At 40.6% G+C, this 19,038-nt stretch carries 21 protein-coding genes; 10 read left to right on the top strand and 11 right to left on the bottom strand.

The annotated features are described in order from the left end of the window. Positions 1-102 precede the first annotated feature (102 nt). The 3 genes from BLS28_RS10610 to BLS28_RS10605 form a co-directional block, all read right to left on the bottom strand. Entirely contained in the window at positions 103-480 is a 378-nt protein-coding gene (locus BLS28_RS10610) for a RidA family protein (RefSeq protein ID WP_091165865.1), read from the bottom strand. Next, positions 477-620, bottom strand: coding sequence for a DUF6728 family protein (locus BLS28_RS31550; RefSeq protein ID WP_369596624.1), 144 nt, complete (start codon positions 618-620; stop codon positions 477-479). Before BLS28_RS31550 ends, BLS28_RS10610 begins: the two co-directional genes overlap by 4 nt. Positions 621-758: 138 nt before the next feature. Next, positions 759-2,120 (bottom strand): OmpA family protein, encoded by a 1,362-nt coding sequence (locus tag BLS28_RS10605; RefSeq protein ID WP_091165862.1) that lies wholly within the window; start codon positions 2,118-2,120, stop codon positions 759-761. Between the two features lie 148 nt (positions 2,121-2,268). Between BLS28_RS10605 and BLS28_RS10600 the strand changes: the two genes are divergently transcribed. Then, positions 2,269-3,558, top strand: a complete 1,290-nt coding sequence (locus tag BLS28_RS10600) for an aminopeptidase P N-terminal domain-containing protein (protein ID WP_091165858.1) — start codon at positions 2,269-2,271, stop codon at positions 3,556-3,558. Positions 3,559-3,627: 69 nt separating this feature from the next. Here BLS28_RS10600 and meaB read toward each other — a convergent pair whose 3' ends face one another. Continuing rightward, the gene (gene meaB, locus BLS28_RS10595; protein ID WP_091165855.1) at positions 3,628-4,512 is read right to left on the bottom strand and encodes a methylmalonyl Co-A mutase-associated GTPase MeaB; all 885 of its coding nucleotides are present in this window, start codon (positions 4,510-4,512) and stop codon (positions 3,628-3,630) included. A 332-nt stretch (positions 4,513-4,844) separates the two neighbouring features. On the opposite strand from meaB, the gene BLS28_RS10590 reads away from it, so the two are divergent. Then, complete coding sequence (locus BLS28_RS10590) at positions 4,845-5,837, top strand: glycosyltransferase family 9 protein (RefSeq protein ID WP_256337394.1); 993 nt, start codon at positions 4,845-4,847, stop codon at positions 5,835-5,837. After that, the gene (locus BLS28_RS10585; RefSeq protein ID WP_176844432.1) at positions 5,834-6,895 is read left to right on the top strand and encodes a glycosyltransferase family 4 protein; all 1,062 of its coding nucleotides are present in this window, start codon (positions 5,834-5,836) and stop codon (positions 6,893-6,895) included. The genes BLS28_RS10590 and BLS28_RS10585 overlap by 4 nt, the downstream gene beginning before the upstream one ends. On the opposite strand, the gene BLS28_RS10580 is transcribed toward BLS28_RS10585, so the two are convergent. Genes BLS28_RS10580 through BLS28_RS10570 form a run of 3 tightly spaced genes read right to left on the bottom strand, consistent with a single transcriptional unit; the run spans position 6,868 to position 9,980 of the window. Continuing rightward, positions 6,868-8,136, bottom strand: coding sequence for a glycosyltransferase family 4 protein (locus BLS28_RS10580; protein WP_091165849.1), 1,269 nt, complete (start codon positions 8,134-8,136; stop codon positions 6,868-6,870). The two genes, BLS28_RS10585 and BLS28_RS10580, sit on opposite strands and share 28 nt — an antisense overlap. Before the next feature lie 18 nt (positions 8,137-8,154). Beyond that, positions 8,155-8,808, bottom strand: coding sequence for a glycosyltransferase (locus BLS28_RS10575; protein WP_091165846.1), 654 nt, complete (start codon positions 8,806-8,808; stop codon positions 8,155-8,157). Continuing rightward, positions 8,808-9,980 carry a glycosyltransferase family 2 protein gene (locus BLS28_RS10570; protein WP_143020731.1) on the bottom strand — a complete coding sequence of 391 codons (1,173 nt, stop codon included), beginning with the start codon at positions 9,978-9,980 and terminating at the stop codon, positions 8,808-8,810. The genes BLS28_RS10575 and BLS28_RS10570 overlap by 1 nt, the downstream gene beginning before the upstream one ends. Before the next feature lie 187 nt (positions 9,981-10,167). On the opposite strand from BLS28_RS10570, the gene BLS28_RS10565 reads away from it, so the two are divergent. Beyond that, positions 10,168-12,048, top strand: a complete 1,881-nt coding sequence (locus BLS28_RS10565) for an ABC transporter ATP-binding protein (protein WP_091165839.1) — start codon at positions 10,168-10,170, stop codon at positions 12,046-12,048. A gap of 105 nt (positions 12,049-12,153) precedes the next feature. Here the strand turns inward: BLS28_RS10565 and BLS28_RS10560 are convergent, their stop codons facing one another. From BLS28_RS10560 to BLS28_RS10550, 3 genes are read right to left on the bottom strand one after another with little or no spacing between them, the layout of a single operon-like run. After that, positions 12,154-12,519 carry a CoA-binding protein gene (locus tag BLS28_RS10560; protein ID WP_091165836.1) on the bottom strand — a complete coding sequence of 122 codons (366 nt, stop codon included), beginning with the start codon at positions 12,517-12,519 and terminating at the stop codon, positions 12,154-12,156. Continuing rightward, a complete protein-coding gene (locus tag BLS28_RS10555) occupies positions 12,512-12,988 on the bottom strand; it encodes a DinB family protein (protein ID WP_091165832.1) in 477 nt (158 codons plus the stop codon). The genes BLS28_RS10560 and BLS28_RS10555 overlap by 8 nt, the downstream gene beginning before the upstream one ends. Beyond that, positions 12,985-14,535 (bottom strand): NAD(P)/FAD-dependent oxidoreductase, encoded by a 1,551-nt coding sequence (locus BLS28_RS10550; protein ID WP_091165828.1) that lies wholly within the window; start codon positions 14,533-14,535, stop codon positions 12,985-12,987. Before BLS28_RS10550 ends, BLS28_RS10555 begins: the two co-directional genes overlap by 4 nt. A 249-nt stretch (positions 14,536-14,784) precedes the next feature. Here BLS28_RS10550 and BLS28_RS10545 point away from each other — a divergent pair, with 249 nt between their 5' ends. From BLS28_RS10545 to BLS28_RS10520, 6 genes are all read left to right on the top strand, one after another. After that, the gene (locus BLS28_RS10545; protein ID WP_091165826.1) at positions 14,785-15,360 is read left to right on the top strand and encodes an RNA polymerase sigma factor; all 576 of its coding nucleotides are present in this window, start codon (positions 14,785-14,787) and stop codon (positions 15,358-15,360) included. A 282-nt stretch (positions 15,361-15,642) separates the two neighbouring features. Beyond that, a complete protein-coding gene (locus tag BLS28_RS10540; RefSeq protein WP_090528807.1) occupies positions 15,643-16,224 on the top strand; it encodes a LemA family protein in 582 nt (193 codons plus the stop codon). Between the two features lie 119 nt (positions 16,225-16,343). Beyond that, a complete protein-coding gene (locus BLS28_RS10535; RefSeq protein ID WP_090528810.1) occupies positions 16,344-16,778 on the top strand; it encodes a TPM domain-containing protein in 435 nt (144 codons plus the stop codon). 11 nt (positions 16,779-16,789) lie between these two features. Continuing rightward, the gene (locus BLS28_RS10530; protein WP_091165822.1) at positions 16,790-17,572 is read left to right on the top strand and encodes a TPM domain-containing protein; all 783 of its coding nucleotides are present in this window, start codon (positions 16,790-16,792) and stop codon (positions 17,570-17,572) included. 28 nt (positions 17,573-17,600) lie between these two features. Further along, on the top strand, positions 17,601-18,005 hold the full coding sequence (locus tag BLS28_RS10525; protein WP_091165818.1) for a hypothetical protein: 405 nt from the start codon (positions 17,601-17,603) through the stop codon (positions 18,003-18,005). Beyond that, entirely contained in the window at positions 17,998-18,549 is a 552-nt protein-coding gene (locus BLS28_RS10520; RefSeq protein ID WP_091165815.1) for an NUDIX hydrolase, read from the top strand. The genes BLS28_RS10525 and BLS28_RS10520 overlap by 8 nt, the downstream gene beginning before the upstream one ends. A gap of 4 nt (positions 18,550-18,553) precedes the next feature. On the opposite strand, the gene BLS28_RS10515 is transcribed toward BLS28_RS10520, so the two are convergent. Then, positions 18,554-19,009 carry a nuclear transport factor 2 family protein gene (locus BLS28_RS10515; RefSeq protein ID WP_091165812.1) on the bottom strand — a complete coding sequence of 152 codons (456 nt, stop codon included), beginning with the start codon at positions 19,007-19,009 and terminating at the stop codon, positions 18,554-18,556. Between the last annotated feature and the right edge of the window lie 29 nt (positions 19,010-19,038).

The following is a 19,038-nucleotide window of genomic DNA, read 5'->3' as shown; positions in this document are numbered from 1 at the left end:
AAAATTTAAGGATTTATAGAATGCTAAATAAATCCTTAAATCTGCTTAATTCCGGCTCAGACAAAATCCGAAATCGAAAATCCGAATTTCGAAATCAAAATATTATTTAACCGCAATAACCGAGATCTCAACGTTTACCCCTTTTGGTAAAGCGGATACCTGGATAGTTTCGCGGGCCGGAAAATCGGCAGTAAAATAGGTTCCGTAAACTTCGTTAACCTGTACAAAATTCTGCAGATCGGTTAAGAAGATACTGGTTTTTACTATGCTATTGAAACCTAAGCCAGCTTCGGTTAAAATAGCTTTGATGTTTTCCATTACCTGTGTAGCCTCTGCTTTGATGTCGCTGCTAATGAGTTCGCCACTTAGCGGATCAATAGGGATCTGGCCCGAAACAAATAAAAAACCACCGGCTAAAGTAGCCTGGCTATATGGCCCTATAGGGGCAGGTGCATTGTTGGTATTGATGATTGTTTTCATTTTTTAAGTATAAATACCTGTACCAGTTTCCAGATAATCCCGGCCAGGAACATGATTACAGCCAATGCATTTATAAAATGCATTACCCGCAAGTTAAAATTGTCGGGCCTGTTTGGATCTTTTTTCCTGAAGAAATACATTACACAAACTTACGCAAAATTTTGCCGCTGTAAACCCATACCTATTATATTAAGGTACAACAATCAAATACAAAACCTTATAAAACAAAGAAGGCTCCGGGTTATCCGGAGCCTTCGCAAATAATATTTAATCAGATATTATTTCTTTTTGAATTGAACACGACGGTTAAGTACGCGACCTTCTTCAGTTGAGTTGTCAGCAATTGGGTTAGTTTCACCGTAACCTTTTACTTTCACTTTCTTAGCATCAACACCAGAGTTAACTAAGTAAGTTTTTACTGAGTTAGCGCGGTCTTTAGATAATGATAAGTTGTGAGCAGCAGTACCTTCAGATGAAGCGAAACCATCAACTTCAACGGCTGAACCAGATGAACGCAAGTCAGCTGAAGTAGCATCTAACACTGGGTAAGATGAAGTACGTAATACTGAGCTATCAAATTCAAACTGGATGTTTGAGTAAGCAGCAGCTGGAGTTGGAGCAACAGTATCTTTAGGGAATACGATAACGCAACCAGAACCATCAACTACGCTACCTGCAGCAGTACCTGGGCATTTGTCAAACTGATCAGCAACACCGTCACCGTCAGAATCTTTTTTCAGGTCGTTAACAGCAGTTTCAACGTTAGCAACACGGCCTTTTAAAGCTTCTACTTCCTGACGTAAAGCTGCATCATACAGCTCGTCATACATCATAGCAACCGGGTTAACCCACTCTAATACTGGTTTCGATTTTGAACCTAAAGTAAATTCTAAACCAGCGTAACCGTATGAGTAGTGGTCTTTAGTAGGATAAGCCCTGTTGAAACCGTCAAGGTTATCACCATCAACATAGTTTTGAGTATAACCCAAATCTAAGGCAACAGCGTCACTTAACCTGAATTTAACACCTGCACCAACAGGGATAACCAATTCTTTTACGTAATGAGTACCGCTTGCACCATCGTTTTTGAAATGACCGGTTACCTGGGTTCCATTGTTAATCCTTGTAATAGTTGGATCATACATCGCTAAACCGAAACCACCTTTGAAATAGAAGTTAACAGCATTTTTACGACGGATGAAATCGATAGTAGCAACGTTAACAACCGCGCTTAAACTTCCTTGCCAGAATTTGGTATCATAGCTAACATAACCATTACGGTAAGTACCGCCGGTACCATCATTTTCGCCTTTAATTTTACCGCCGTTCAGGTCTAATTGTAAAGCAAAAGAATGTGCTAATTGCTCTTTCAATGAAATACCATAACCAAGGCTAAGTTTTTTCTTTTGGAAATCGCTTGAACCACCGGTTGCTAATGATTGTGAGGTAACACCACCATTTACACCAATGCTAAATTTCCTGTACTGGCCTAAACCACCAAATACCTTAGCGGTTGAGGTTTCAGATGACGTTGTAGTTGCCATTGTTTTGGTTGAATCGGTTTGCGCATTCGCCAAACCTGCAACCATCAAAGAAGCAAAAGACAATGCGACTGTTTTCTTTAATGTAGAATAATTCATAGTTTTTAAGATTAAACGATTTTAATTGTGATTTTTTTCAAATTTAGTAATTATGTTTGAATCCATGACCAAACATTGTTCCAAAAATTGTAATAGTTACACAAATAACTAAAAAAAAATGATTTAATAAAATATTCAACCGATAAATATGAAATATCTGCCGATAAAAAATAGCTTATTTACAAATAATAGAAAAAATTTCGTTTCGAGAACAAAACCCAATTCAATCGCTATTTTTCATGCCAATGACGAGTTCCCGCGCAGTGGTGATCAGGCATTTATGTTTAAACAAAACCCGGATTTTTTTTACCTAACGGGCATTGATCAGGAACAAAGCATCCTGGTTTTGTACCCCGATTGTCCTAATAAAGCATACAGAGAAGTACTTTTTTTAAGACAAACTAACGAGCATATAGCTATTTGGGAAGGCCACAAATACACTAAAGAGGAAGCACGCGAAGCATCGGGCATTGAAAGTATTTTTTGGCTGAATGAATATGATACCATACTCCATGGCATTATTAACTATAGCGAAAATATTTACATCAATACTAATGAAAATGACCGGTACGCTCATACTGTTCCATATCGCGATTACCGCATGTATGAAGCTCTTAAATTAAAGTACCCGCTTCATAATTACACCCGTTCGGCGCCAATTTTACGCGATCTTAGGGTAATAAAATCAGATATTGAAATACAGCTCACACAAAAAGCCTGTGACATTACGCGTGATGCTTTTGTACGTGTTTTAAAATATACCAAACCCGGTGTAACCGAGTATGAAATTGAAGCTGAGATCATTCATGAATTCATCAGGCAGCGTGCTACGGGCCATGCTTACAATCCAATTATTGCTTCGGGCGCCAACGCTATTGTGCTGCACTACAATGATAATAACCAGGTATGTAACAAGGGCGATGTAATACTGCTTGATTTCGGCGCCGAATATGGCAATTATAATGCTGATATGACCCGGTCAATACCTGTTAGCGGCCGTTTCACTGAGCGGCAGCGCCAGGTTTATAATGCCGTTTTAAAAGTGATGCGGGAAGCTACAAAACTCATTGTAGCAGGCACAGTATGGAATGAATACCAGGAGGAAGTTGGTAAAATCATGACGGGAGAGCTTATTGGCCTGGGCTTGCTTGACAGACATGATGTTGAAAAACAGGATAAAAACGCCCCTCTGTATAAAAAATACTTCATGCATGGCACCTCGCACCATCTGGGCCTGGATGTTCATGACTATGCCAGCAGGTATAAACCTTTCGAGGCAGGGAATATACTAACCTGCGAACCAGGCATTTACATTTCCGCTGAGGGGTTGGGTATCCGCCTCGAAAACAATATCCTCATCACCGGCACCGGTAATATAGATTTAATGGGCAGCATCCCGGTTGAAGCAGAACACATTGAAGAAATTATGAACAGCTAAAACATACATTAAATTTATATAAACAAAAAAGCTCAATCTGTATTTTCTTTACATTAAGCTATCAAATAACTATACATAAGTATCCACAAAACTATACAGGTTAAAATTTCCGGCCTCCAAAGCTTTAGCTATATCAAGCTGAAGCTTTTTTTTATCGATTCCAGTCATCATTTTTTGCTGAATAAGTTTGTATACTTTTTCGGTCAACAGCAATTTACGCCTGTTATTTTGCTTTAAATTGGCGTTTTGTATAAAGGCGGCTATATCCACGAGCCCCTGGTTTTGGGAGGCTATAGTTTTAAAAATGGGCGGCTGCTCGTTAACGCTGTGTGCAATGATCTTTTTTAAATTATTGGCAAACACATCGGCCCCCTCCCGATCTGCTTTATTGATAATAAAAGCATCAGCAATTTCCATCAAGCCCGATTTAATATGCTGAATCTCGTCTCCTGCCTCAGGCACCAATACAACCAGCGTAATATCGGCAAGCCCAGTAATTTCAATTTCAGATTGCCCTACGCCTACTGTTTCAATCAACACGAAATCAAACCCTGCAGCCCTTAGCACATCGGCCATCTCAATAGTTTTTGCTGACAAGCCTCCTAAAGAGCCCCGTGTGGCTAATGATCGGATAAAAACATCGGGATGAGTAAAATGAGAAGCCATCCTAATCCTGTCGCCAAGCAGGGAGCCAAAATTAAACGGCGATGTAGGGTCAATAGCCAGCACAGCCACTTTTTTTCCCTCTCTTAAAAGTAAATCAATAACACCGTTTACCAGCGTACTCTTGCCGGCTCCGGGTGGGCCGGTAATGCCGATAACCGGGCAGCTTTTATCAAACTTAAGGCTTTTAAGCAATGCGCCGCTGCCATTAAGATCATTCTCAACGATCGTTAAAGCACGCGCAATTACACGAAAATTTAATTGACCAACGATATTTTGATGCAAATTCAAAGCAAATGATAATAAAGTCCAAATCTATTCATTATGTAACAAACACCTTATACCAATATTAAAACTTCGCTACGGGGAATTGGCTTATTTATTATATATCATGCGTATTATACCACTAACATAAATAACTAATATTTAAGCAAAAGACGAATAAGTAAAACTATAAATTGTTAATCAGATAAATAAGATATCTATAAACTACTATCTATAAAAGATGCGGATTAATATAACAACGATATAAAATTACATTAACCCTGTAACAGATTTAATCTTATCATTGCAAATTAATGTGTAGCATTTTTTTAATCCTGCCCGTACAATTCTTTAAGACAATGGCCGATATTAATTATATAAAAACACCACACATCTTAATAAGCAGGGTTGACGCTATTGGCGATGTTGTACTTACTTTACCTGTAGCAGCATACATTAAGCAATTATTTCCAAATGCTATGGTATCTTTTTTAGGCCGTACCTATACGCAGCCAGTAATCAATACCATATCTTCAATAGACTCATTTATTAATTACGATGAATTAAAAAAGCTCTCCGAAGCACAACAGATTGAATATCTGCAGAAACAAAACGTAGATGCAATAATTCATGTGTTGCCTAATAAACATATTGCCAGGATAGCAAGACAATCGGGTATTAAGCTCCGGATAGGAACAACCAACAGGGTTTTTCATTGGTACACCTGCAACAGGCTGGTAAAATTAAGCCGCAAAAAGTCCGACCTGCATGAGGCACAGCTTAATCTGGTGTTGTTAAAACCATTGGGGCTTAAGTATGTACCGTCCTTAATAGAAATTATATCCAATAATAACTTTCACAGCAAAATTGAGCTTACGCCGGCTTTAAGTTCTGTACTTGTAAATGATAAGTTTAACCTGATCATCCATCCAAAATCACACGGCAGCGGTATGGAATGGGGCCTGGATAATTTTGCCGAATTGATACACCTCCTTTCACCCGAAAAATTCAACATCATTGTAACTGGCTCCGAAAACGAAAAGGCCTTGCTTGCAAACTGGCTGAAAACACTCCCTTCAACAGTACAAGATATGACCGGAAAGATGTCGTTAAGTGAGTTAATTGCATTTATAAGTAAAACTGGCGGGCTTATTGCTTCAGGTACAGGCCCGCTGCATTTGGCTGCTCTAACCGGGATCAATACCCTTGGATTATTCCCCTCATTAAGGCCTATACACCCTGGCCGATGGGCACCTGTTGGCAAAAAAGCGAGCTATATTGAAAGCGGAACAAACAATTTAGAAACAATTACGCCGTTTATGGTGTCAGAGAAAGTTAAAACATGGATATGAATAAACCTCGTGTATTGGTAACGTTTGATTCGATGCAATATCCCAATACAGGCTTATTTTATTTTGGAAGAAGCTTGGGAAAGGCACTGATAAAAGAAAATAAAAATTTTGATTTGAGTTATTTTTTATATGACGCCACATCTGACTTTGATAACGATGAAGTGAAGCGGCATTTCCGCCAAAAATATCATAAGTTTTTTTTCATAAACAGAGACAGTATAAAACTTTTCCATTTTACCGATCAATTTTCAAGGTTAAAACCCAAAAAAGTACATAGCAAGTACAAGAAGATCATGACTATACATGATATTAACCAGATTCACGAAAATATTGGCAAAAAAAAACTAAATCATTACCTTAAAAAGTTAGGCGAGCGTATTAATAAATGCCACCGTATAGTAACCATTTCTAAGTTTGCTGCAAGAGATGTTGTTACTTATTTTCCTGAAGTAGCTGATAAATTAACGGTAATTTACAACGGTGCCGACAAACTTGAATCACCGCACGGCCACCTCCCCGCATATCATACTAAAGGAAAATTCCTGTTTACTATAGGTATCGTATCTGCCAAGAAAAACTTTCATGTTTTACCTGCATTATTAGCCAATAACAACTTTGAACTCATTATAGCCGGGATAAAAACCCCGTATGAAGACGAAGTTATGGCAGAAGCAAAAAAATATGGAGTGGAAAGCAGAGTAAAAATAATTGGAACAATATCAGATAATGACAAAGCATGGTATTACAAACATTGTGAGGCCTTTGTTTTCCCTTCAATAGCCGAGGGCTTTGGCTTGCCTGTAATAGAGGCGATGCACCACGGCAAACCTGTTTTTACTTCAACGCATACTTCGTTACCCGAAATTGCAGGAGATTGCGCTTACTTTTTCCCGAGTTTTGATGGCAGCGAGATGCAAAAAGCATTTAATGAGGGTATGCAGCATTTTCGCCAACATAACCCGTCAGAAAAAATCAAGGCCCATGCGCAAAAATTCAATTGGGATGAAACAGCAAGGCAATATCTGCAGCTTTATTGCGAGATGCTTGACGAAGAATGACCGGCTACATAGTCAACAGCCGCATCAAATTTCTCTAACACTTTTACCCAGGTATAATTTTCGGCTACATATGATTTGGCTTTTTCGCTCAGATCCGCAACATTTGTATTATTACTAAAAGCTGTTTGGATAGCCGCTATAAAAGTTTCCTGGTTGTTATATAAGAAACCGGCTCCACTTTTATTAATATGATCTTTGATAACCTCGCATTTTTCATTGGCTATAACAGGAATACCATAAGCCATGCTTTCGAGCGTTACTAATGATAAGCTTTCAAATATTGAGGGAATTACCAACGCCCTGGAATTTTTGAGCAGGTTAAATTTAATATATTCATCAACAAAGCCAGTGTAAATGATTGACGGATGTTCTGTAACCGGCATAAATGCCCTGCCTACAAATACAAGCTTAATATCATTATCCGTACTGGCCTTAAACTTTATAAAGTTGCTGATAAGTTCATCACAGGCCTTAGCAACCTCTATACGCCCGATATAAATAATATAATTGCCGGCCTGTTGTAGCAGAGCATTGGCGCCCGGACTGGGTTGAAGTGCCGGCACATCAATTCCAACCCCAACAACGTCTGAATAGATATCCTCGTTACCAAAAACTTTGTTAACAAAGCGTCTTTCGCTTTCGGTATTATAAAGAATGGCCTTAGGCTGTTTAAAAAAGCTTCTAAAAAATTCGAGATATATAGGTGGCTCGTCGTGAGCAGTAGGTATCAGTATAGATTTATGAGAGGCCACTGAAATCCCTATAGCGGTGGGATAATACAAATAGGTAAAAAAGATAAGGACATCATAATTTTCCTGATTGGTTTTCAAAAACGTGATGAGCTCGGGCACATAAGGCCCCTGTTCCTTTATCCACGCTAACTCGTTTTCGGCCCGGGGTTTAACCCCGGTCAATTTTTCAAAGTTTTTCAGCTGCCCGAAATAGCCAAGCAACCTATGATATCTTCTTTGCTTTTTCTTCCGTAACCTGCGGCCTGCAAGCTTAAATTTTTTCAAGTCCCTTGGGTGTTCAACACCGAAACGTATCACCTTAACGCCATTTATAAATTCGGTGCCGATAGCGTATTCGTTTGCCCATGACATATAATCTTTAGCACAGGTAGTAAGCACCTCAACAGTAAAACGGTTGTTTAGTTTTTCAGCAACTAAACGGCAATGGTACTCGGCACCACCATTAACCTCGATGCCATACCGCTGAACAATAAAAGCTATACGTTTCACTAAAATAAATGTGTTTGGTCAGGATTGTAAGGTATCATAAAAATTGTTTTGGGCTTCCTGTCGTTCAAGGTTTTTAATGTGCATCAGGCAATACTTCTCATTTTTACGAGGCAAATAGCAGCTTTTTTCAAAGCCATAAAGTTCTTCATGTACCTTATTTTTCCATTTAATATGCCCGTTTAACTTGAGGATCCTAAACTGGTAATCCGGAAAGTTAACGCGGTTAAGTTTATCAACCGTCCAGTTCCATTTTTGTATATGCGCCTCTGTAAGCCCTTCAACAATATTAACCCTTGGTACCAGGAAGCAATCGCAATCTGGCTTCCGGTACAAACGTTTTTTTATACGTTTGATAAGCGTTTTCTTAGGGATTTCATCGGCATCTATCTGAAACAGGTAGTCGCTGGATGCATTTTTCACCAGGTTATTTTTAAACGATGCAAAATCGCTGTTAAGCTTTGCCTTTAAATGTACTATTTGATGCTTATACTTTTCAATTACTGCGGTAGTTTTTTCATCCTCCTTAGTAATATCCTGCAATATTATTACTTCATCATTTTTATCAATGTTTTTGAGCAAATGAGCCAGCAATTTGTTTAGTTGCTCATGTTCATTACAAACCGTTACGCCGTATGATATGCTTACTTTATTTTTATAAAAACTGAAAAACATTATTTCCTTTTGATGAGCAGGTGTTGATAAGTTGCAAAGTTAGCTATCCTGACCCGGAAAATATGCTTTCTGAATATCATATTGCCCAACCCTAACAACTTGTAAATTATTGCAGTTCGTTTCTGTCTTTTGCGCGTAATTAAGCCGCTTAGGTTTTCCAGGATATCCAGCGAACGTGCACCAAATTTCTTTCCGTCAAAAAAAACAAGGATGTCATTTTCTTTTTTTTGATGGTATGATTTTATCTTATTATTTAAATTAAACAGGGTATTCCGTTGCTCCCGATCAATATATTCGTTGAAATCACCATCTACATAAACGGTAGCACAAAGTGGTTCTATTTTTTCAAGCAACTCTGTGCTTCCATTCTTTACTACAAACCCAACGTCGTATTTTATTTTTACTGCCGATGAATTTTTGAAACCCCACTTCCTGAAAAAATTACGGTTAGAGTTTAGTTCAATCTGCATGGTACGGTTTTGATACTCCTCTGAAAACCTGGATGTTTTACTAACAAAGTGATAACACAAAGCATTAACTGTTACGTATCCTGTGAGGCCCAGCAGTCCCAGTCTTATAATCATATCGTCATCCTCACAAAACATCGGATTGTATAAAGGGTCAAAGCCGCCGATATCGAGCAATGTTTCTCTTAGCATACAAAAGAAAAAAGTTGTAGCATCATTTTTAACATCGGGTTGCTTTTTGTTTTGAATTTCAGCAGCGTATTTATAAAACCCCGCAATATCAAAGGTGTTAATATCGGCTCCAAAATCTTTTACAAGTTTGCCTGGTCTTTCGTCATCAGCAAAAACCGGCGGTTCAACGGTGGTAAATTTGGTGATGCTTTGTTTCGATATGCTTTTCTCCAGATATTCAATAAAATTGGGAGCAATTATTATATCGTTATGTAATAAGGCAACGTATTTTTTTGTTGCTATTTCAATGCACTTGTTATAAGTATCTGAAAATGTTTTCGCTTCATCCGAATAATAATACCTGACATTGCTGTCATTCAAACTATCCAACCATAAATGGGTTCCGTCGGTACTATTGTAACTTGTAAAAACAATTTCAACATCAGGGTAAAGGGCGCGCGTGGTAGCATAAAAGTTTTTACTGTAGTCTAAATTATTCTTCAGTCCTACCAGTAATGCTATATTATTATTCATTTTTTTAACGTTGATATGCCTGATGTATTTAAGCACAATCTTTGATAAAGGTATATAAAATCGGATAGTTTCTAACAGGCCAGGTTCTGTCAGCTGTAAGTATTAGTAAATGCCCCCGGCAGCTTCTATATTTTTGATCACTTTAATTACTTAATTACTATTAGCTTTGCACTTTTAAAATAATTTGATGAAGATATATTTCAGGCTTCTGTCATTCGCTCGTCCTATAGGAAAATTTGCATTCCCTTATTTTATATGCACGTTGTTCTCGGTAATATTTAATACGCTCAATATAGCGTTGCTTGCACCCTTACTTACTACAATTTTTGATAAACACGCTGCAAATGCCGTAATTGTTAAACCCAAAAACTGGTGGGACCCTATTAAGGACTTTGAATTTTTCGCTCATACAGCTAATCAACATTATGGCCCGCTTGGCGCTTTAAAGTTTGTTTGCATAGCAATCGTTACATCAGTTTTACTTAGTAATTTATTCAGGTATTTATCGCAGCGCATAATGGAAAACCTGCGTATTTATACATTGCTTAACCTTCGCCGTACTGTATTTAACAATGTAATGAACCTGCACCTTGGTTATTTTAGTAATGAACGCAAGGGCGATATCCTTTCAAAAATTTCAGCAGATGTGCAGGTGGTGCAGTTTTCGGTTACCGGTACTTTACAGGTTGCTTTCAAAGAACCTTTTCAATTGATAGCCTACCTGATAATGCTGTTTGTAATATCCGTTAAACTAACCTTGTTTTCCATGCTGATAATTCCTGTTTCGGCGTTTATAATATCAAGGATAGTTAAACGGCTTAAAGAACAGGCCGCCGAATCACAACAAACCTATAGCAACATGATCAGTAATCTTGATGAAGCATTATCGGGTATTAAGATCATAAAAGCATTTAATGCTGCTTCATTTATAAAAGACCGTTTCGATCACGAAAACAAGGAATATTCAAGAATTACCCGATCAATGGCCAAGAGGCAGCAAATGGCCTCGCCTGTATCCGAATTCTTAGGCGTTTTAATGGTTGCCGGCATCGTGTTATATGGTGGCTCGCTAATTATAAGCGGCACCGGCACTTTAGCCGCCTCGGATTTTATTGTTTACATTGCCCTTTTTTCGCAAGTTATGCGTCCGGCTAAAGCAATTTCAGATTCTTTTAGTAACATTCACTCCGGCATAGCAGCAGGCGAACGCGTACTGGCGCTAATAGATGAGAAACCACTAATTGTTAACGCTCCTGATGCCACAGAACTTACCGGCTTTGAAGACAAGGTTACATTTGAAAATGTATCATTTGCTTATGCAGTTAAACCTGATGTTAAGCAATCCGCTGATACCGGAAAGTCATTGATTGAAACTGAAAAATATGTACTTAAAAACATTAACTTCGAAATTCCGAAAGGAAAAACAGTAGCCCTTGTCGGGCCATCCGGCGGAGGAAAATCAACTTTGATGGATCTGCTGCCCCGGTTCAGTGAGCCTCAATCTGGTACGATCTCTATCGATGGTAAAAATATCCAAACCGTTACCATGGAATCATTAAGAGCTTTAATGGGTATAGTTAACCAGGAGTCCATTTTATTTAATGATACCATTTTTAACAATATCGCTTTTGGTAAAACAGGTGTAACGCAGGCAGAGGTTGAAGCGGCTGCGCGAATAGCCAATGCCCATAACTTTATTATGGAAACGCCAAATGGCTATCAAACCAATACCGGCGACCGCGGCACAAAATTGTCCGGCGGCCAGCGCCAGCGGATCTGTATTGCACGCGCGGTGCTCAACAACCCGCCAATCATGCTATTAGACGAAGCTACCTCTGCATTGGATACCGAATCCGAAAAACTGGTACAGGAAGCATTGAACAACCTAATGCAGAACCGGACATCGCTTATAATAGCCCACCGTTTAAGCACCATACAAAATGCAGATATCATTCTCGTTCTTGAAAATGGCTGCATTGTTGAACGTGGCTCGCATTTGGAATTATTGCAAAACAATGGTTTGTACAGGAAACTGATAGATATGCAGGCCTTTAACAGCGGAGAGTGAGTTGAGAGTCCAAAGTCATAAGTCCTAAGCCCTACAAGTTCAAAGTATTAATCTGATCATGTCTGACAGACATCCGACTTTGAACTATCGACTTAGACTTCGAGCTTAATACTGTCCTATCGATAACATTACTAACGTACAGGCATACTCCGTTTCGATGCCCTGCTCGTTAGCCTTGCGCCTCAGTTCGCTGTTTTCAGTACCAGGGTTAAATATGATCCGTTTGGGTTTTGTGTTCAATATATAATCATACAACGAAGGTTGATTTTGTGGGCCAACATACAGCGTTATGGTATCAATATCACGGTGTATGGTTTCAGGTTTTTCAATAGGTACGCCAGCTACTTCGCCCGTTTTTACGCCGACATTAACAATGGTATGCCCGCGTTCAACCAAACGGGTAGCCGCAAAATTGGCATACCTGCTGGTATCTGGCGTTGCCCCTAATATTAATGTTTTTTTATTAGCCATTGATCATCCTGTTTAATAAAGCAATTTGCGCGGAATGATAAATATGATGCTGTATCAAACCGGTCACCTGGTATTCGTAAGTTTCTCCGGCTTCTCCGCCCTTTTTGGTAACAGGCTCGTTCCATTTTTCTTCCGGGAAGTTTTGGATAAAGCCTGCCAGGTTTACATTCACCAGCTTTATATCTTCAACAATCCATTTCCACTTTTGTTCGTCGGGCAGGCCGGGTTCAGGCCAGTCACCACGAACCGGCAACTGTGCGTCCATGCCATTCATGCGGTCCATTACTTCTTCAGTCCATCCGGTCATGTGCAAAATAATAGCGGCAATATTATGTATTGAGCCAGCGGGCTTTTCATAGGCAGCTTCAAAACTGATATTATCAACAATGGAATAAACTGAGGGGCCATACCATGGTTCGCCCGACAAAACGCTTTGAAGCTGGTTAAATAATTTTTGAGATGTGGTCATGATAATATTTTTAAAGCAGCAGTTGCACAGTTAATTCCATCAATAGCAGCAGAAATTATACCACCCGCATAGCCCGCCCCCTCTCCGCAGGGAAATAAACCCCTAACCTGTGGATGCTGTAAGGTCTCCCTGTCGCGCGGAATTTTAACAGGCGATGATGTACGCGATTCAACGCCAACCAAAATGGCGTCGTTGGTATAATAGCCTTTCATTTTTTTACCGAATACCGGTAGCGCTTTGCGCAAGCGCTCATTGATCCACCCCGGTAACAATTCTTTAAGTTCAACGCTTTTAGTACCGGGCAAGTATGAATTAACGGGTAAATCGTTTGATAAACGGTTCTGCACAAAGTCAACCATCCGTTGTCCGGGCGCTACCAGATTACCGCCACCGGCTACAAAAGCAGCATGTTCAACCTGTTTCTGAAAGTTGAGCATCTTAAAAGGATCGCTATCATCGCCGGCAACGTCCTCCAGGTTAATCTGAACTACCGTACCCGAATTGGCAAATGGGTTATTTCGCTTTGAAGGGCTCCAGCCGTTTACCACAATCTCCCCTGCTTCTGTTGAGCACGGGGCTATGATGCCGCCCGGGCACATACAAAAAGAAAACACACCGCGGTCGTCAACCTGTTCAACAAGGCTATAATATGATGGCGGCAAATCAGGGCCTCGCAATTCGCAATGATATTGCGCGCGGTCAATTATTTCTTGCGGATGCTCTATCCTTACACCTAAAGCAAAAGGTTTAGCTTCGATCAGGATATTTTGGCTATGCAGCATTTCAAACACATCCCTTGCCGAGTGGCCTGTAGCCAGGATCACAGCATCTGACATAATCTTTTCGCCCGCAGCTATTTTGACGCCTTTAATTTTTCCAAAATCAACCAACAGTTGACTTACTTTGGTATCAAACATGATCTCACCGCCTGCGTTCAGCACTGTTTCGCGCATGGCAGTGATAATCTGCGGCAGTTTGTTGGTACCGATATGCGGACGGGCGTCAATCAAGATATCTTCGGCAGCACCATGGGCTACAAACATTTTAAGCACCTGGGTCACGTCTCCCCGCTTGGTTGAGCGGGTATACAGCTTACCATCCGAATAAGTACCTGCCCCGCCTTCCCCAAAACAATAATTTGATTCGGGGTTAACGAGGCCTTGTTTGTTGATATTTGCCAAATCACGGCGGCGTTGTTTTACATCTTTGCCCCGTTCAATAACAATTGGTTTTAAACCCAGTTCGATGCATTGCAGGGCAGCAAATAATCCGGCCGGGCCTGCACCAACGATGATTACTGGTCGGCCAAATTGCACGTTGGGGTAATTAACAGAAAAAATTTCAGGCTGGTAGACCTCTTCTATAAAAACCCTCACCTGCATGCGGTAAACCACACGGCGGCCGCGCGCGTCAATAGAACGCTTTAAGATTTTTAACGCCGAAATATTTTTCAGGGGAATTTTCAGCGCTGCTGACGCCAGTTGCTTTAAAACTGCTTCATCTTCCTGTTGCCCGGGAGGACAAACTATCTCTGTTTCTTTTGTCATGACTGATGCCGGGTTTTTATCCCGGATGGTGCAAAGTTAAGAATCCCCGGTTAAATCTCTCCTCAAAGGGGGAGACTTTTAAAAGTATCGGGAGAAGGTTCAAAATCCTCAAAACCGTTCGGCTTTGCACATTGACCGTACGCTATCGAACAGTTTTAAAAGCCAACAAAAAATAAAATACTGAAAATCAATAAATTACAAAATGGCACTTAGATTGGCATGCACCTCATGTATTTAAATAATAGAACAATGACTACCGCCGACGAACGCTTACACACTATATGGAATGGCTGCATGACTAACGACAGGAAGAGCCAGGAACAATTATACAGGTTATTAGCACCACGTATGCTTGCTGTTTGCATGCGTTATGCAACCGATAAAGACGAGGCACAGGATATATTACAGGAAGGTTTTATAAAAATGTTCCGCAATATGAAAAACTACCGTGGCGAAGGCAGTTTGGAAGGATGGATCCGCCGCATCATGGTACATTGCGCCATATCACGTTATCGCAAGTTAAAGCCAATAGTTTTGGTTGATGATTTTGCAGCAGAGGAAGCCGCCGCTATACCTATCAGCAGCTCATTTAATGATAATGGACTTGAAGCTAAAGACCTGATGAAACTGGTACAAAAATTACCAAAAACATACCGCTCTGTTTTTAACATGTACGCCATTGAAGGTTACTCGCACCAGGAAATAGGTTCGTCGCTGGGCATGAGCGAACTTTTATCACGCACTACACTGCACCGTGCCCGTACGCTTTTAAAAGATATGGTAGCGAAACTAACCATGCGCGAAGAACATTGCCTGGCAGGATAAGCCGGTCCCGCTATTAACCTTATACAAATCATTTACAATGACGCAGCCCCTGATGGGGCTTTCTGCTTTTATAGGGTAAAAGAACAGAACATTCTCATAACTCACGTCTCATATCTCAAATCCATTAATTATTTCTCATATCGCACATCTTACGTCTCACATCCTTCTATAATTTACCAAAAAGCCGTAACTTGACACCTTGTCAGCAACTCATGCCCTTTGTAACAACGGTACGTGATTTGCACTCTAACCCAAAACATCACAAAAACACACGAAAAACAAATGAAAAAGTTATTCTCGGTTATATTAATCATAGCTGCAGCTATGTCCTTAAGTTCATGCAGCTATAACAGTATGGTTAAATTAGATGAAACTGTTAAAGCTAAATGGGGTGCCGTGCAAAGCGATTACCAGCGCCGTAGCGACTTGATCCCCAATTTAGTTAATACCGTAAAAGGCGCAGCAAATTTTGAAAAAAGCACCCTTACAGCTGTGGTTGAGGCACGTTCAAAGGCAACATCGGTGCAAGTTGACCCCAACAAGCTTACACCCGAATCAATAAAAGCTTTCCAGGCATCACAAGGTGAGCTAAGCGCGGCCCTTGGTAAATTGCTTTCAATTACTGAAAACTACCCCGACCTGAAATCGAATTCCAACTTCCACGACTTGCAAATTCAACTGGAAGGCACCGAAAACAGGATCAATGTATCGCGCAAAGATTTTAATGATGCCGTTCAGGAATATAACAGCAAAATCCGTTCGTTTCCAGCCAATATAACTGCCAAAATGTTCGGTTTTTCTGAAAAAGGCTATTTCACTGCCGAGCCTGGTGCCGACAAAGCCCCTAAAGTAGAGTTTAATTAATTATTGAATTACTGAATTATTGAGTTATTGAATTACGACTTGTACTTCAACAGTTAAACAAGCCCACAGATGCAATAACTCCACAATTCAACAATTCACAAAATCAATAATTAAAATATATGGCTGTATTTAACGAAGAGGAACAGCAGCGCATCCGCAAAGCTATTGAAGATGCCGAGCACCGCTCATCGGGCGAAATCAGGGTGTGCATCGAAAAGCGGTGCAGTGAAAATGTTCTTGACCGTGCTGCAAAATATTTCCAACAGCTCAATATGCATAAAACCAAGCTCAGGCATGGGGTGCTTGTATATGTGGCCACCGTCGACCGCAAATTTGCCATCATAGGCGATGCCGGTATTAACCAGGTTGTCCCCCCCGATTTTTGGGATACCACCCGCGATGATATGCTGCAGCATTTTAAATATGGCGATATTGTTGAAGGAATTGTTACAGGCCTTAAAATTGCCGGGGAACAGCTCCAAAAATATTTCCCTCATCAAGATGGCGATCAAAACGAACTTCCGGATGATATAGCCTTTATGGATGGCGATTAAAAATTAAAAACATGCTCAAAAAGTTTATACTGTTTTTCGGATTTACACTTTGCGTTATTGCCGCAATTGCTCAGGACTTTCCGGAACGCTCCAATACTCTCGTAACAGATTATACCAACACTCTAAACCCGGCTGATAAACAGCGACTGGAAACTAAGTTGGTAGCCTTCAATGATTCCACTTCAACGCAAATTGCAGTGGTGATCCTGAAATCGACAGGGAGTTATGATATTAATGACTATGGCGTTCAACTGTTACGGAAATGGGGTATAGGGCAAAAAGACAAAAATAATGGCGTATTGGTATTGGTTGCTATTGGCGACCGTAAAATGAGTATTCAAACCGGCTACGGCGCCGAGGGCGCCTTGCCCGATATCGTTACTCAGGATATTATCCAAAATGACCTTAAACCGCACTTTAAACAAGGCGACTATTATGGCGGACTTGATGCTGGTACCAACAGCATTATCAAAGCAATGAAAGGCGAGTATAAGGCGGCAAAAAAACAAAAGCAAAGCAACGGCGGCCCGGCTGGTTTTATAGTCATTGTCATAGTCGTAGTTATCCTGATCCTGGTATTCCGCAATCGCGGCGGCGGAGGCGGCAGGCAAATCATTGGTCGCAGGGGGGGTGCAAGCCCATTCTGGTGGTTCCTGGCAGGTAACATGCTTGGCGGCGGAGGCCGGAGCGGCGGTGGCGACTGGGGAGGTTTTTCCGGCGGTGGCGGAGGCGGTGGCTTTGGTGGTTTTGGCGGCGGAAGCGGCGGCGGCGGCGGCTCAAGCGGCAGCTGGTAGTCGTTCACGGTATAACACATCTTAACCAATGCAAAAAGACTTCATCTTACGCGAGATTGAAAAGATCGTATATTCGATATCAAAGCTGGCAGGTTTCAAAAACGCTGCAAATCCTGAAGCATTTATTCAACATGCTGATCAAATGCTTCAGGACGAGTATGATCTAAAATTGAACGATCTGCTTGAACTAAGCATCGAAGATTTTGACATTTTACTCAACGAGAGAAACTATTCGCCCGAAAAGCTGGATGCTTTAGCTCAGTTGTTATATATGTATTATGAACCTTTTGCAGCTAATGACGAAACCTTGGCCGCCTTACAAAAGATCATTTCTATATTTAACCGACTGGAGAAGAATCACAATCGAGCATCATTCGAAAACATAAACAAGCGTAACGCTATCTATCAATTTCTGCAAAATAACTATGAGTAAAGATCTCACCTGGAAACTACTTTCATCATCATACATCCACAAAGGCCCCTGGGCCACCCTCCGCATTGATAAATGCGAAATGCCAAATGGCAAAATAGTTGAAGATTACTATGTACTTGAATATTCAAACTGGGTTAACGCAGTAGCCATAACCGAAGACAATAAAGTATTGATGGTGAAACAATACCGTCATGCCGCAGGTGTTATCTCGCTCGAAATTCCGGGCGGTGTGATTGATGCAGGCGAAGAACCTGTACACGCAATACGCCGGGAATTGCTGGAAGAAACCGGCTACCAGTTTGACGAATTTGAACTGATTTGCACTGTATATGGTAACCCATCCACTGCTAACAATCAAACATTTACCTATTTTACTAAAGGTGGCAAAAAGGTGCAGGGCCAACACCTCGATGAACTGGAGGAACTGATTGTTGAAGAATACACCATTGAAGAAGTAAAACAACTACTGCTCAATAACGAGATAAAACAAGCTATGCATTGCGCCGGTTTGTTTTATGGAATGATGAAGTTGGGTGTGATGTAGAATATCACTCCGGGCAATTGCCCTTCCGCCTTGTATCAACTATGTAAATGATTTTCCAGCCATCTGCGGTTTTCATCAATTGAAAAACATCCACTCCACAATGGCTGTATTTATCATCTAAGTAAAACTTGTATGGAGCCCAAACGCTGGCCAGCGGACCGTCAATTTTAATATCGGCAAAAGTTATACGTTCATCATAAACACCCTTATGTGGCGTGCCAATAAGTTTGATAAAATCGTCAGGGTTTTCAATTTCCAAAGTTACGGTTCCATCCTTTTTGTTGGCTACGCTATGAAAAGCGATTCCTTTAGCAAAGGTGGATCTAAGCATCGTGCTATCGCCCTTACGCATGGCGTTAAACATAGTATTGATGGTTTGCTTAATAGCATCCTGCTCCGTTTGCTGGGCGAAGGATTGGAACGACAATAAAATAAATACTGCGAGGATAAGTTTTTTCATAACTAAATATACCTCATTTACCTTTCTCC

Source organism: Mucilaginibacter gossypii, assembly GCF_900100945.1.
GTDB lineage: Bacteria > Bacteroidota > Bacteroidia > Sphingobacteriales > Sphingobacteriaceae > Mucilaginibacter > Mucilaginibacter gossypii.
Note: the sequence above shows the minus strand (reverse complement) of the source record. Positions and strands in the feature narration are given on the sequence as shown.

Coding starts and splice junctions, on each gene's coding strand:
- BLS28_RS10555 (WP_091165832.1), bottom strand. CDS start 12,988: ATGACCACATCTCAAAAATTATTTAACCAGCTTCAAAGCGTTTTGTCG.
- BLS28_RS10590 (WP_256337394.1), top strand. CDS start 4,845: ATGGCCGATATTAATTATATAAAAACACCACACATCTTAATAAGCAGG.
- BLS28_RS10530 (WP_091165822.1), top strand. CDS start 16,790: ATGCTCAAAAAGTTTATACTGTTTTTCGGATTTACACTTTGCGTTATT.
- BLS28_RS10545 (WP_091165826.1), top strand. CDS start 14,785: ATGACTACCGCCGACGAACGCTTACACACTATATGGAATGGCTGCATG.
- BLS28_RS10560 (WP_091165836.1), bottom strand. CDS start 12,519: ATGGCTAATAAAAAAACATTAATATTAGGGGCAACGCCAGATACCAGC.
- BLS28_RS10575 (WP_091165846.1), bottom strand. CDS start 8,808: ATGTTTTTCAGTTTTTATAAAAATAAAGTAAGCATATCATACGGCGTA.
- BLS28_RS10525 (WP_091165818.1), top strand. CDS start 17,601: ATGCAAAAAGACTTCATCTTACGCGAGATTGAAAAGATCGTATATTCG.
- BLS28_RS10610 (WP_091165865.1), bottom strand. CDS start 480: ATGAAAACAATCATCAATACCAACAATGCACCTGCCCCTATAGGGCCA.
- BLS28_RS10570 (WP_143020731.1), bottom strand. CDS start 9,980: ATGAATAATAATATAGCATTACTGGTAGGACTGAAGAATAATTTAGAC.
- BLS28_RS10600 (WP_091165858.1), top strand. CDS start 2,269: ATGAAATATCTGCCGATAAAAAATAGCTTATTTACAAATAATAGAAAA.
- BLS28_RS10520 (WP_091165815.1), top strand. CDS start 17,998: ATGAGTAAAGATCTCACCTGGAAACTACTTTCATCATCATACATCCAC.
- BLS28_RS31550 (WP_369596624.1), bottom strand. CDS start 620: ATGTATTTCTTCAGGAAAAAAGATCCAAACAGGCCCGACAATTTTAAC.
- BLS28_RS10565 (WP_091165839.1), top strand. CDS start 10,168: ATGAAGATATATTTCAGGCTTCTGTCATTCGCTCGTCCTATAGGAAAA.
- BLS28_RS10605 (WP_091165862.1), bottom strand. CDS start 2,120: ATGAATTATTCTACATTAAAGAAAACAGTCGCATTGTCTTTTGCTTCT.
- BLS28_RS10515 (WP_091165812.1), bottom strand. CDS start 19,009: ATGAAAAAACTTATCCTCGCAGTATTTATTTTATTGTCGTTCCAATCC.
- BLS28_RS10585 (WP_176844432.1), top strand. CDS start 5,834: ATGAATAAACCTCGTGTATTGGTAACGTTTGATTCGATGCAATATCCC.
- BLS28_RS10535 (WP_090528810.1), top strand. CDS start 16,344: ATGGCTGTATTTAACGAAGAGGAACAGCAGCGCATCCGCAAAGCTATT.
- BLS28_RS10540 (WP_090528807.1), top strand. CDS start 15,643: ATGAAAAAGTTATTCTCGGTTATATTAATCATAGCTGCAGCTATGTCC.
- BLS28_RS10550 (WP_091165828.1), bottom strand. CDS start 14,535: ATGACAAAAGAAACAGAGATAGTTTGTCCTCCCGGGCAACAGGAAGAT.